Origin of the sequence: Nocardia camponoti, from assembly GCF_014646135.1 — a bacterium.
Taxonomy (GTDB): domain Bacteria; phylum Actinomycetota; class Actinomycetes; order Mycobacteriales; family Mycobacteriaceae; genus Nocardia; species Nocardia camponoti.
On record NZ_BMMW01000001.1, the window covers coordinates 26149 to 39368 of the forward strand.

The 13220-nt window shown below is 64.4% G+C and carries 10 protein-coding genes; 6 read left to right on the forward strand and 4 right to left on the reverse strand.

Going from position 1 to position 13220, the window contains the following annotated elements:
• Positions 1-4: 4 nt before the first annotated feature.
• From IEX78_RS00135 to IEX78_RS00150, 4 genes are all read left to right on the forward strand, one after another.
• A complete protein-coding gene (locus IEX78_RS00135; RefSeq protein WP_188826656.1) occupies positions 5-1438 on the forward strand; it encodes a sugar porter family MFS transporter in 1434 nt (477 codons plus the stop codon).
• Positions 1439-1479: 41 nt separating this feature from the next.
• Entirely contained in the window at positions 1480-2976 is a 1497-nt protein-coding gene (locus IEX78_RS00140) for a carboxylesterase/lipase family protein (RefSeq protein WP_188826657.1), read from the forward strand.
• A 138-nt stretch (positions 2977-3114) separates the two neighbouring features.
• Complete coding sequence (gene car / locus IEX78_RS00145; protein ID WP_188826658.1) at positions 3115-6822, forward strand: carboxylic acid reductase; 3708 nt, start codon at positions 3115-3117, stop codon at positions 6820-6822.
• 4 nt (positions 6823-6826) lie between these two features.
• Positions 6827-7609, forward strand: coding sequence for a class I SAM-dependent methyltransferase (locus IEX78_RS00150; RefSeq protein WP_188826659.1), 783 nt, complete (start codon positions 6827-6829; stop codon positions 7607-7609).
• A 1-nt stretch (position 7610) separates the two neighbouring features.
• Here IEX78_RS00150 and IEX78_RS00155 read toward each other — a convergent pair whose 3' ends face one another.
• A complete protein-coding gene (locus IEX78_RS00155; RefSeq protein ID WP_188826660.1) occupies positions 7611-9158 on the reverse strand; it encodes an acyl-CoA carboxylase subunit beta in 1548 nt (515 codons plus the stop codon).
• Positions 9159-9292: 134 nt separating this feature from the next.
• On the opposite strand from IEX78_RS00155, the gene IEX78_RS00160 reads away from it, so the two are divergent.
• On the forward strand, positions 9293-10399 hold the full coding sequence (locus IEX78_RS00160) for an AI-2E family transporter (protein WP_229683602.1): 1107 nt from the start codon (positions 9293-9295) through the stop codon (positions 10397-10399).
• 128 nt (positions 10400-10527) lie between these two features.
• Here the strand turns inward: IEX78_RS00160 and IEX78_RS00165 are convergent, their stop codons facing one another.
• Entirely contained in the window at positions 10528-11532 is a 1005-nt protein-coding gene (locus IEX78_RS00165) for an AurF N-oxygenase family protein (RefSeq protein ID WP_188826661.1), read from the reverse strand.
• Positions 11533-11692: 160 nt separating this feature from the next.
• Positions 11693-12076, reverse strand: coding sequence for a hypothetical protein (locus IEX78_RS00170; protein WP_188826662.1), 384 nt, complete (start codon positions 12074-12076; stop codon positions 11693-11695).
• Positions 12077-12240: 164 nt separating this feature from the next.
• Between IEX78_RS00170 and IEX78_RS00175 the strand changes: the two genes are divergently transcribed.
• Positions 12241-12609, forward strand: coding sequence for a hypothetical protein (locus IEX78_RS00175; RefSeq protein ID WP_188826663.1), 369 nt, complete (start codon positions 12241-12243; stop codon positions 12607-12609).
• Positions 12610-12736: 127 nt separating this feature from the next.
• On the opposite strand, the gene IEX78_RS00180 is transcribed toward IEX78_RS00175, so the two are convergent.
• Positions 12737-13138 carry a hypothetical protein gene (locus IEX78_RS00180; protein ID WP_229683603.1) on the reverse strand — a complete coding sequence of 134 codons (402 nt, stop codon included), beginning with the start codon at positions 13136-13138 and terminating at the stop codon, positions 12737-12739.
• Positions 13139-13220 lie beyond the last annotated feature (82 nt).

The following is a 13220-nucleotide window of genomic DNA, read 5'->3' on the forward strand; positions in this document are numbered from 1 at the left end:
GCCCATGACCGACGCGTCGTCGCGACCGCGCATCCCAGGGCCGTCGGTCGCCGTTCGCACCAAGATCAAGCGGTTCCTGCTGATCGTCGTGAGCGTCGCGGCGATCGGCGGATCGCTGTTCGGGTACAACACCGGCGTCATCGCGGGCGTGCTCGTCTTCGTGACGCCGCAGTTCCACCTGTCGCCGACCCAGGTCGGTGTTGTCACCTCGGCGTTGCTTGTTGGCGCGGCGATGGGGTCGCTCGCGGGCGGTCGCCTTGCCGACAAGCTTGGCCGCCGGGTCACATTGATGCTCGCTGGCGTGCTGTTTCTGGTCGGCGCGGTCAGTCAGGGACTCAGTCCGAACGCGTGGGTGATGACCGGGACCCGCGTTGTACTCGGTCTGGCAGTGGGCATGGCGTCGCTTGTTGTGCCGATGTACCTGTCGGAAATCGCGCCGCCGCACCTGCGCGGGCGGATGGTCGCGACCAACAGTTTGATGCTCGCGGTCGGCCAGTTGCTCGCCTACATCGTGAGCGCGCTGCTCGCGCCGTCGGGGAACTGGCGCGCGATGCTGTTGATCGCGGCGGTGCCCGCTGTCGCGCTGATTGTCGGCATGTATTTCCTCCCCGACTCGCCGCGCTGGTATTTGTCGGTCGGGCGGCGCGCTGACGCCGAGGAAGTGCTGGCCAAGACCACCTATCCAGAGTTCATTCAGGATCGCATCCACGGAATTTCGCTCGCCGAGGCCGAAGATAAGGCGGTCAAGGACAGCCTGTGGTCGCAGTTGCGACGCCCGCGCGTGCGGGGCCTGATGATCACCGGACTTGGGCTCGCGCTTATCCAGCAGTTCTGCGGTGTGAACGCGGTGGTCTACTACGCGCCAACCACGCTGCAAGGCGCGGGGCTTGGCAAAAACGCGGCCGTGACGGCGTCGATCGCGATTGGTGCCGGTGCGGTGGTCGGTGTGCTCATCGCGCGCCCGCTTGTCGACCGGCTTGGGCGTCGCCCGCTGATCACCATTGGCCTCAGCATCGTGATCGTGGTGCTGCTCGGGATGGCTTTCCTTGAGCGACTGCATCATTCGCCCGCGATGGGGTATCTGCTGCTCGCGCTGATGTTCGTATATTTGGCCGCTTATCAATTCGGGGTCGGCATGCCGTCGTGGTTGCTCAATTCCGAGATTTTTCCCGCGCCCATTCGCGCGACCGCGATGAGTATTTGCACCTTTATCGTCTGGACGGGCAATTTCGTTGTCGGCCTTGTGTTTCCGCCGTTGGCCCATGCGTGGGGCGCGTCGACGATGTTCTTGATCTTCGCGGTCATCTCGGCGGTGTCGCTGGTGTTCTGTTACCGCCGCGTCCCCGAGACCAAGGGGGTGTCGCTCGCGCAGGTCACCGCCTATGCCGAGGCCGCCGCGCCGCCGATGAACCCGCCGCGTTTCGTGCCTGATAAGTGAAGTTTCCCGCGCGGGGTCGCGACATTTCGTACGCTAGACAAATGAGTGACACTGAGGTCGCGATCGCCGACGGCGTCGTTCGCGGTCGGGCCGGAAAACACGTGCGAACCTGGCGGTCATTGCCGTACGCGGCACCACCGCTCGGTGCGCTGCGGTTGCGCGCGCCGCAGCCGGTGCTGCCGTGGACCGGAGTGCGTCGCGCGACGGAGTTCGGGTTTGCCGCAACGCAGACACCGGCGGGGGCGCGGACCGGCCCGGGGCGACCGCAGCGCGTTGGCGAGGATTGCCTCACGCTCAATGTCACCGCGCCGCTCGCCGCCGGTTCGTCGCGGCCGGTGCTGGTTTTCTTTCACGGTGGCGGGTATTTGCTTGGCACGTCGAGCATGTATTCGGGTGCCCGGCTTGTCACGCGTGGCGACGTGATTGTCGTTTCGGTGAATTACCGACTCGGCGGGCTCGGATACGTCGACTTTCGCGAATTCGGTACGGCCTCACGACCTTTCGATGCCAACCTTGGCTTGCGCGATCAGGTCGCGGCGTTGGAATGGGTGCAACGCAATATCGCGGCCTTCGGTGGCGATCCCGCCAATGTCACGATCTTTGGTGAGTCGGCGGGTGCGCACGCGGTGGTCACGCTGCTCGCCACACCTGCCGCGCGCGGGTTGTTTCATCGGGCGATCGCCCAAAGTGCGCCCGCGGATTGGGCTTTGACGTCGGAGCAGTCGGCGGCGTTCGCGCGACGAGTTGTTACGCGGTTGGGGGTCGACCCCAACGACCGGGCCGCTGCCGAGCGGGTGTTGGCTACTGCTCCGCCTGCTGCGATTGGGCGGGCCGCCGATCGGGCGCTCGGCGCGACGATGCGCGACGATCCCGCATTTTTCCCGTACGCGCCTGTTGTCGACGGGGATTTTCTGCCCGAAGCGCCACGCGACGCTATTGCCGCAGGTCGCGCCGCGCGCGTGCCGTTGATCATCGGGACCAATCGCCACGAGATGACGCTGTTCGAGCGGTTCGCGAAGGGTGTCCCGCATACGCCTGAGCAGGTGCGAAAGTTGTTGTCGCCCTACGGGACTGGAATCGAGCCGCTGCTCGCCGCCTATCCGGGTTTTCCTTCGCAGCGTGCTGCGGTGCGGGTGAGCGGCGACCACCTGTTTTGGCGACCAACCATTGAGGTGCTTGACGCGCACAGCGCCTACGCGCCCACGTACGCCTACCGGTTCGACTATGCGTCGCGCGCGCTGCGCCTCGCGGGCCTTGGGGCGACGCACGCGTTGGATCTGCTGCCGGTGTTCGGCTGGGTCGACGGGCTGGTAGGTCGCGCGATCACCTCGGCGGGTGGTCGTCGGGGCTTCCGATCGGTGCAGGATCAGTTCCAGGACAACTGGCTGGCGTTCGCGCGGACTGGCGCACCGCTGTCGGATTGGCCCGCGTACACGTCGGAGCGACGATTGACGCGAATCATTGACAACCCGCCGCGAGTGATTGCGGACCCGAATGCGGCGCGTCGCGCGGCTTGGCAGGGGTTGCGGGGTGCGTGAGGGTTTGGAGTCAGCGCGGGGGGATTGCGGAGTTCGTGAACCGGCAAGGCCGACGGGCGACAGGGGACAACTGGCGCGCGAGGAGCGCGGAGTTCGCGAGGTCTCGGAGCCGATGCGGGAGAGTTGCGGGGGCAGCAAGTGACGGAGTCAGCGCGGCGGGCGAGCGGGGTGCGTGAAGTGACGGAGTCGGCGGGGCAGGTGAGCGGCGTGCGTGAGATGGGCGACAGGGGGCGGCTGGCGGACCGGATCGCGCGGCTTTATGCCGAGGACGAGCAGGTTCGGGCTGCCCAGCCCTCGCCGGACGCGCACGCGGCGATTACCGCGCCGGGGCGGTCGCTGGGCGAGATTGTTGACACCGTGTTCGCCGCCTACGCGGAGCGGCCCGCTGTCGGGTTTCGGCGAACCGAAGTGGTCGTCGATTCGGTGACGGGGCGGTCAACGCGTCGGGTGCTTCCGGTTTTTGACACGCTCACGTATTCGGAACTGGGAGAACGGGTTTCGGCGATCGTTGCCGCTTGGCACGCTGCCGGGATTGGCGCTGGCGACGTGATCGCGGTCGGTGGGTTCACCGGACCCGACTATCTCGCGATCGATTTGGCGATCATCCGGTTGGGCGCGGTGGCTGTCCCGTTGCAGTCGGGTGCGGGGCCAGCGCGGTGGCGGGCGATCTTGGCGGAGACCGCGCCACGGGTGCTCGCGGTGGATGTCGCGCATCTGGGTGTCGCGGTTGAGGCTGGGGCGCCTGAGCTGCTGGTGTTCGACTTTCACGGTGATGATGATGAGCACCGCGATGCGCTGGCGGCGGCACGTGAGCGGGATGATGTCGGCGGAATACGTACGCTGCCTGACCTTTTCGACGAATACGCACGTCGCACGCCGGGCGAATCTGCGATGGGTCGCGAGCAGTCGGCGGCACGATACGTGGGTCGCACGCCGGGCGGATCTGCGGCAGGTTCCGAGCAGTCAGCGGCACCCGCGCAGCCAACCGTGCCTCCGTTATCGATGACCTCGGCGAACTCTGCGGCACCCGCGCAGGTCGACGCCCCTTCGCCGAACAGCACACCGCAGGTGGGTGCCTCATCGCCGGACGGCTCACCGCACTCGGACGTCTCAGCGCCGGACAGTTCACCGCACGCAGAAACCGATGACGAAGCGCTCGCCCTGCTCATCTACACCTCCGGCAGCACCGGCACGCCCAAAGGGGCGATGTACAGCAGGCGGCTCGTCGCCCATGCCTGGCGGTTCGTGCGACCACAGTCGGTGATCGACCTGCACTTCCTCCCCATGAGCCACATCGCGGGGCGCATGAGCCTCGCGAAAACGCTCGCACGCGGCGGCACCGCGTATTTCGCTGCCGCACAAGACATGTCGAGCTGGTTCGACGACGTCGCGCTCGTTCGACCCACCGAAATCTTCGTCGTTCCCCGCATCTGCGAGATGATCTTCGCCCGCTACAACGCCGAGCTTGCCCGTCGGACGAACCCGGCCAACCCGGACCCGACCGTCGCCGAACAGGTCCGCGCCGACATTCGCACCACCGTGCTCGGCGGTCGCGTCATCAACGCGCTGTGCGGCAGCGCGCCCATCGCGGCACCGCTGCGCGCCTTCATGGAGGAACTGCTCGAACTGCGCCTCCACGACGGGTACGGGTCGACCGAAGCGGGCAGTCCGCTCATCGTCAACTCACGGGTCATGCGACCGCCGGTACTCGACTACAAACTCGTCGACGTACCCGAGCTTGGCTACTTCAGCACCGACATCCCTTCTCCCCGTGGCGAATTGCTGCTCAAAACGGCAACGATGATCAGCGGCTACTTCCGTCGCCCCGACCTCAACGCCGAGATTTTCGACGCCGACGGCTTCTACCGCACCGGCGACATCGTCGCCGAACTCGCCCCCGACCACCTCGTTTACCTCGACCGCCGCAACAACGTCCTCAAGCTCGCCCAGGGCGAATTCGTCACGATCGCCAAACTGGAATCGGTGTTCGCCACAGCCGAATTGGTGCGCCAAATCTTCGTCTACGGCAACAGCACGCAGTCGTCGCTACTCGCGGTCATCGTGCCCAGCGACGAGGCACTGCGACTACCGCCCGAAGACTTGCGTGCCAGCCTGCGTGCCTCGCTCCTCGCCGTCGCGGATGACCTCGAACCGTATGAAATCCTACGCGACTTCTTGGTTGAACCGGAGCCGTTCACCGTCGACAACGGCCTGCTCTCGGGCATCGGTAAACCATTGCGTCCCAAGCTAACCGAACGCTACGGGCCTTCGCTCGAAGAGCTTTACACCAAACTTGCGCAAGATCAGCAGGACGAAGTGCAAGCGTTACGTGCCGACGCCGCCGGACTGCCTGTCCTTGAGACGGTCGCCCGCGCGGCTCGCGCGATCCTGGGCTGCGAATCCCCGGACAGCGAAGCGCATTTCGCCGACCTGGGTGGCGATTCACTTGCCGCGCTGAGTTATTCGCGCTTGCTCACCGAGCTGCTCGACGTCGATGTGCCCGTCAGTACGATTGTTGCCCCGACGGCAACCCTCGCGGCCATCGCGGATTACGTTGACCGCGAGCGAAAGTCGGATCAACGCGTGACTGCGGCGACCATCCACGGCCGCAACTCCGCCACCATTGCCGCGACCGACGTGGCCCTGTCGAGCTTCATCGACACCGACCTGATCGCGAACGCGCCCACCCTCCCGCTGGCCGACGACCCGCAAACCGTGCTCGTCACCGGCGCGAACGGCTACCTCGGCCGCTTCCTCGCGCTGACCTGGCTCGAACGACTCGCACCTCGCGGCGGCAAGATCATCTGCGTTATCCGCGCTACCGATGACGACACCGCACGAGCGCGCTTACTTGCCGTCTTCGACACCGACCCCATCCTCGCGGAGAAAATCGCGAAACTCGCTCCGGCACTGGAGGTTCGAGCAGGCGACGTCGCCGAACCCGAATTTGGCCTTGCACAAGGGGAGTGGGCGCACCTCGCCAACGAGGTCGACCACATCGTGCACTCGGCCGCCCTGGTGAACCATGTGTTGCCGTACGCGCAACTATTCGGCCCCAATGTTATCGGCACCGCCGAAGTCATCAAGCTCGCCGTGACCAGCAAACGCAAGTCGATCAGCTTCCTGTCGACCGTCGCGGTGGCGGCGCAGTGCACCAACTTCAGCGAAAACGGCGACATCGCGACAATGAGCCCCACCCGTGTCGTCGACGACAGCTACGCCAACGGTTACGGCAACAGCAAGTGGGCCGCCGAAGTCCTGCTGCGCGAGGCGTCTGCGCGAATGTCGTTGCCCGTCACAGTGTTTCGCTCCGACATGATCCTCGCCCATCGCGACTACCCCGGCCAGGTCAACGTGCCGGACCTGTTCACTCGACTCCTACTCAGCGTCCTGCGCACCGGACTCGCGCCCCGTTCGTTCTACCGACCTGGCCGCGCCCACTACGACGGTCTGCCCGCCGATTTCGTCGCCACCGCCATTGTCGAACTAAGCGGCGCGCCGGGCCATCGCGCCTACAACGTTGTCAACCCCCATGACGACGCTATCTCCCTTGACACCTTTGTCGACTGGCTGATCGAGGCGGGTCACCCGATCACTCGCGTCGACGACTACGCCGACTGGCTCGCCCGTTTCGAAACAGCACTGCGCGCCATGCCCGAAGTGCAGCGCGCCGCAACAGTTTTGCCACTCCTGCACGCGTTCCGCCGTCCCGCGCCCGCGCGCGCTGGCTCGGCACTGCCCGCTGACGACTTTCACCAAGCGATCGGCACGATCCCACATCTTTCACGTGAGCTGATCGGAAAATATGTGACCGACCTCGCCGCATTACGACTCTTGACACAATGACCCGATGAACGACGCCGGGATGTTCGACCAAGGCTTGACCGCGCTGCGCGAATGGCAAACCACCCCGTGGGGGCGCCTGCGCTACGCGACCGCCGCCGCGAACCTCGCCAACCACCTCACCGACACCGGGCTATCCGTGCTCGACATCGGCGGCGGAAATGGGTTGGACGCAATCGAATTGGCGGCGCTGGGCCATCACGTGACCCTTGTCGACCCCTCCGAAGCGTCGCTCGCGGAGGCGCACGCGCTGGCCGCCGAGCGCGGCGTCGCCATCGACAGTCGATGTCTTGGCCTCGATGACCTCGGAACCCAGTTGGACGCAAGCAGTTTCGATGTCGTCCTGTGCCATAACGTGCTGCAATACGTGCCCGACCTGAAACGTGCCATCGCCGCGCTGCGCGGCCCGTTGCGTGCGGGCGGCCTGCTTTCGGTGATCGCGCCCAACGCCGACGCCGACCCGCTCATCGCCGCCGTTCGCAGCCACGATTTCGACGGCGCCGTCACGCAGTTGGCAGCCCCGACCCGCTTCACCGCGATGTATGAAACAGCAACGCGCGCTTGCTATCCCGACCGGATCACCACCGACCTCGCCGAGGTCGGCCTGCCGGTGGTGCGCCGGTACGGGATTCGCAGCGTGTGCGACCTCCTCGTTGATGATGAAGCAAAATTCGACCCTGACTTTTACGACAGGCTCGAACGACTGGAATTGGCGCTGGCCGACCGCGCGCCCTACCTTTACACCGCGCGGTTCTTCCACCTCATCGCCGTCGCCGACTCCATTCGGTGAATTACAGCGGCATCAAATGATGCTTGCGCGGCCCATGTCGCACCGTCTTATCCGCAAGCAACCTAAGCGCTTTGCGAATTTCCAATCGCGTCGCTGACGGCTGAATAACGGCGTCGATATACCCGCGTTCAGCCGCCGTCCAGGGTGTCGCGACTTCGGCATTGTAAAAATCGACCATGCCCTGTCGAACAGCCTCGCGTTGTTCGTCGGGCACCGCGGCGAGCGCTTTGCGTTGGGTGAGCCCAATGGCCGCTTCCGCACCCATCACCGCGATGCGGGCCGTTGGCCACGCCAAATTCACGTCGCCACCAAGCTGTTTGCAGCCCATCACCGCGTAACCGCCGCCATAGGCTTTGCGCACGACCACCGTCACAATCGGCACCGTCGCCTCGACAACCGCGTAAAAGAAACGCCCGCCGCGTTTAATCACGCCAATGCGTTCTTCCTCGACCCCGGGCAACACGCCGGGGGTGTCGACGACGAAAATCAGCGGCAAGCCAAACGCGTTGCACAGTCGAATGAAATGCGCTGCTTTGTCGGACGCGCGCGCGTCGATCGCGCCGCTGTGCACCAGCGGCTGATTGGCGATCACCCCGACAGGGCGGCCGTCGACGCGAGCGAAGCCGGTGATCATATTGCGCGCTGCCCCGTCGCCGACCTCGTGGAAGTCGCCGTCATCGAACATCCGAAGCAGCACTTCGTACATGTCGTAGCCCATGCGATCGGAATCGGGAATCAGCGAATCCAGTTCGCGGTCAGCATCGGTGACCTCGGGCTCCAACCCTGGGTTCACGAGCGGAGTTCGGTCGAAGCAATTCGACGGCATGAAGCTCAAATACGACCGCACCCAGTCGAAGGCAGCACGCTCATCGGCCGCGACGTGATGCAAATTTCCGTTGCGCGCCTGGGTGAACGCGCCGCCGAGCTCGTCGAGGGTCACTTCTTCGCCGGTGGTCTCGCGAATAATCTCAGGTCCGGTCACAAACATATGCGCCGATTCCGTCGCGACAAGCACGTCGGTATTAATCGGCGAATACACCGCGCCCGCAGCACATTTGCCCAGCATGACCGAAATTTGCGGCACAACGCCGGATAGTCGCAGTTGGCGATAACTCATTGCCGCGTACCAGGAAAGCGACGTGACCGCGTCCTGCACGCGCGCGCCACCTGAATCATTGATCGCGATAAACGGGCAACCATTGTCGGCGGCCATGTCCATCGCGGCGGCGACTTTGCGGCCGAACATCTCGCCAACCGAGCCACCGAAAACCGTTTGGTCATGGGCGATGACGACCACCGGTCGCCCGTCGACGGTCCCACGCCCGGTCACGACCCCGTCGCCGTAGAGCGCGTCGGGCATGCCGGGTTGGCGCACCAGCGCGCCCACTTCAACGAAACTGCCATCGTCGAGCAACATCGCGATGCGCTCGCGCGGGCTCGCGATACCCTTGGCCGCGCGTTTCGCCACTCCTGTCGCGCCCGCGGGTTCGCGTGCGGCATCAAGGTTTTCTCTGAGTTGTCGCAGCCGCTCAGCGGTTGTTGTTTGCAAAACGCACGCCTTCCCTCATCGGTGTCCGACTAGTTCACGCACGCTGATAACAGCACAGTCACGATGCGGCCCGCCCGGCGACACACCATCATGTCCGAGTTATGCCGGTTAGTCGCGGTGCAACGATTGCACGCGTGACCTCCGAAACGCGCGGCAGGATGCCCGAATGGCTCCCGAAGGCGATGGCGCTCGGCTGCGTGTTCTTCGGGCTATTTCTGTTGGGGGACTGGGCGTTTCATCGCTTGCGCGGCATTCTCATCATCCTGCTCGTCGCGTTTTTCGTTTCGTTGGCGATGGAACCGGCCGTCGCGGCACTCGCGCGACGCGGCGTTCGGCGCGGGCTCGCGACCGGCATCGTGTTCGTCGGCACGTTCCTGTGTGTTGGTGCGTTCGTCGCGGCATTGGTGACGTTGCTCGTGCAGACCGTCACGCGGCTGGCGGCCGACGCGCCGCGCCTGCTGAACGAGGCCGTCGACGGCGTGAATCGCGCGTTCGGACAACACTTTACCGTCCACGACCTCAGTCAGCGCCTTCTGCACGAATCGGATTTGATCAGCAATTACGCGCGGGAAGCCGCCGACAACGCATGGGGTGTTTCGACAACGGTTTTGGGTGGCGTCGTCGAAATCGTGACGATCGCGCTGTTCAGCGTCTATCTCACCGCCGACGGCCCGAAATTGCGGCGCACAGTGTGTTCGGTACTGCCGCCCGCGCGCCAGGCGAATGTTTTGCACGCGTGGGATCTCGCGATCGACAAAACCGGCGGCTATCTGTATTCGCGGCTGATCTTGGCGATCATTTCCGCCGTCGTGCACGGCATTTTCATGGCGATTCTGCATCTGCCCAATGCGATCGCGCTCGGTGTGTGGTTCGGTGTTGTCGCCTCATTTATCCCGACAATTGGTACCTACCTTGCCGCGATTTTGCCGATCCTCGTCGCGTTGACGCTCGACCCCATTGATGTGCTGTGGATCGCGCTGTTCGCGGTGTTCTATCAGTTCTTCCAGGATTATCTGTTGCAGCCGCGCATCACCGCGAGGACGGTTGACGTGAACGCGGGCGTCGCGCTGCTTGCCGTGCTCGCCGGCGCGGCACTGCTCGGGGCGGTCGGCGCGCTGCTCGCGATCCCGGCGACCGCGACCGTCCAAGCGTTCCTCAGCGAGTACGTGACGCGATACGACGTGACCGACGACCCGCGCATCGACCGCGCGACCAGCAGAAACAAGCGCGATCACGGTTAGGTTCGTGTGCCTAGGACCTCCGACGGGCGATTGCGCCTACGATGGGGGTGCCCTGTGGCGTGGCGGCGTCGCAGAGCGCGTGGGGAAGGACCCGCCCCGATTGTCGTTGGGGCGGGTCGCACCACCGGCTAGCTGGCTCGTCGCTCGGGTTCGCCGCGGTAGCGGCTCGTGCCGCCGTCGATCTTCATCAGCTTCCACAGCGGGCGCGTCACGCGATTCATTAGGCCGAGGTCTTCGACAAGCGCGCGCACGTCGCCGAAGAAGCTCGACAGAATGTGGCGCGAATGCGGGCTCTCCCAGAACGCCTCGGCGAAGACTTCGTCGGGAATATCGAACTTGCGCGCGAACGACTTTGGCGGTTTCACCAACTCATCGGCAAGCCAGCGCATCGCGATCGGGAACGCGACTCCGCACACCGCCGTGCTCACCGGATTCATCTTTTCCAGATGCGCACGCAAGAATTCGTGAGCGAAGGAAATGTGTCGCGCCTCTTCGGCGATGTGAATTTGCATAATCCGCCGCAGCGTGGGCTGCGTATCGTTATCCGAGCGGATCAGCGCCTTCTGATAGTGGTCGATCGGTTCTTCGCCACCGAGAATGCCGATGAAGAGAATGGCGTAGAAATACCCGCCCGCGACACCGATGAACGGCGACATCACCTTGAAAAGCGGTCGCATGCCCGGCACATCGTCGCCGATGCGATTCACCAGCTCCTGAAACATCTGGATGTGGTTGCACTCTTCGGTCATCTCGTGCATGCAGTAGCGGAACTCGGGCGAGTTGTTGGGCAGCGCCATCGCGTACTGCATCATGCCGCGAATGAGGATCGACTCGAACGCGAGGCCAACCTTGGCCGCGTTCGCTTGCCGCCAGCGCCCGATCTCGATCTTCCGCTCAAGGGGCAGCCCCTGGTACCACGCGGTCGCGCCGAGCGGGTCAAGCTCCGCCGACAGCACCCAGCGCGGATCGTCGCGGTCGATCGCGAGTTCCGGTGCGTCCCAATCGATGTCGAGGTAAGGATCGAAGCGCCGATGCACCGACCCCTCCGACAGGGTGAGCAGCGCGTCCGCGTAGTCGACCGGGTTGGTTGCCTGGGTCGTGTGGGCGTGACCAGTGGTTGAGGAAAACGTCATTGTCTTGCTCCCATTGTTTGGGACCTCCTGTCCCTACCCTCTAAGTGTAACGCTGTGTACCACACATTTCTAGGTTCACGGTCGCGTGAGAGCCTCTGGAAGGGAAGCTGGAGCGACGGTCGTTCGAGATCGGACCTACTGCTCAGCGTTGGAGGCTCGACTAATCCCGGGGATTGAATTGAAAATCCTCGCGGCTCAGTGGACTGCTAGGGGAGACGTGCCCAAGGCGCCAGGTGTCGAAGTCGTCGCGGCGGTAGCGGCGATCGGCCGGAACGAGGCGTATTTGAGGTCGCTTGTCCATCCACCAGATCAGAAAATCCGTGGTTGTGCCTGGGCTGGGCCAGCGGCTGACATCGTAGGGCAGCAGCATCACATCGACGAATCCCTGGAAGGGCAGACCCAGGTCGATGACGATGCCGATCGCGCCTGGCCGTGGAACTATTGCGACGGTTCCGGTCAGGCGTTGTCCGAGAACGAGATTGGAACGCACCCGATCCCAGCTGGTGGGGCCGCACAGTTCATCCCGATTGTCGGGTTCAGGCATGCTGGGGAGTCTATCCGCCGATCGGGGTGGGATTGGTCCGGTCGGGGTGTTGGACGTGCGCGGACAGTTTTCGCAGGCGGTCGGCCGACGCTGACTCTCGCGCGGTGCTCGCCAGGGTTCGTATCGTGGCATCATGTTCGACATGATCTCCAGCCGAAAGGCCCATGCCGCGTAACCGCCCATCCGAGGTCCGGGCCGCCGCTGCGTTGAGGCCCCGACCCCGAGGCGCCGCCTCCGCTATCGACGGACTGTCGTCGTCAGCGAATTCCGAGATCGCTCGCCTTGAGCGCACTCGGAACTACCTGCGGACAGGGGATGTCGGCAATGCAGTTCGTTTGTGGCAGAACCACGTTCGCCGTCCGACGCGCGAGCTGCAGCATTACTACGAGTTCGGGGATGTGCACGACTTCTGTTGTGGCAGTCAGGTGGAGGCCCGCGACCTGCTCGACATCGTGATCTCAGCGATGTCACCCCGCAGCGCGCGCGAGCTTCGCACGATCATCGGTCGACTCGATGCCCAGTTGGAATTCTGACCGCCCACGGGCTCATGCCATTCGGCTGTTGCAGGCGTTGGCCGGTCGTCGGCCCAGCCCAGCCCCTGGCACTTCCGGGGCTCCCGCTGGCGGGTCGGTCAGCACCGTATGCGGCAGAAGCGGATATTCAGCTCACGGCTTCACGTTCTGCCAAGAATCGATCGAGCAGGTCGAACAGAACCTCAAGGGTGTGGATTTCCTGCTCGGGACTGAGATCTGTGACGAAGTCCCACTCAGGCAGCGCGATCTGCTTGACCAGACCGGGCCAGGCGAAGCTGCTGTGGCGGCGAAGGTGATTGGCAAGAAGCCAGTCGCGGAAGCCATCAAGGCCCGGACTGCCTGATCGTCGCGCGGCATAGTCGTAACCGTCGAGGAAGCACGTCACGCCACGAACACTGGTGAAGCCGATGAACATGCCCGGGCGCGCCGCGAACTGTTGGAGGTATTCACGCTCGGTAAGCGGGTTTGGGTCGATCGGCTTCAGCTCCACGTCTTGTGCTCGCCGGGCGAAATGAGTATCGAGACCCATAGCTTTCTCCATCCGACGAGTCCATCATGCCGACCGCAATCATGAGTACATGAGAGTCCACGAAGGCAAGTCGAGCTCGGAC

Bases quoted from the DNA above. Each gene is read 5' to 3' on its own strand.
- IEX78_RS00135 (WP_188826656.1), top strand. From the start codon at position 5: ATGACCGACGCGTCGTCGCGACCGCGCATCCCAGGGCCGTCGGTCGCC.
- IEX78_RS00140 (WP_188826657.1), top strand. From the start codon at position 1,480: ATGAGTGACACTGAGGTCGCGATCGCCGACGGCGTCGTTCGCGGTCGG.
- IEX78_RS00150 (WP_188826659.1), top strand. From the start codon at position 6,827: ATGAACGACGCCGGGATGTTCGACCAAGGCTTGACCGCGCTGCGCGAA.
- IEX78_RS00165 (WP_188826661.1), bottom strand. From the start codon at position 11,532: ATGACGTTTTCCTCAACCACTGGTCACGCCCACACGACCCAGGCAACC.
- IEX78_RS00170 (WP_188826662.1), bottom strand. From the start codon at position 12,076: ATGCCTGAACCCGACAATCGGGATGAACTGTGCGGCCCCACCAGCTGG.
- IEX78_RS00175 (WP_188826663.1), top strand. From the start codon at position 12,241: ATGCCGCGTAACCGCCCATCCGAGGTCCGGGCCGCCGCTGCGTTGAGG.
- IEX78_RS00180 (WP_229683603.1), bottom strand. From the start codon at position 13,138: ATGGGTCTCGATACTCATTTCGCCCGGCGAGCACAAGACGTGGAGCTG.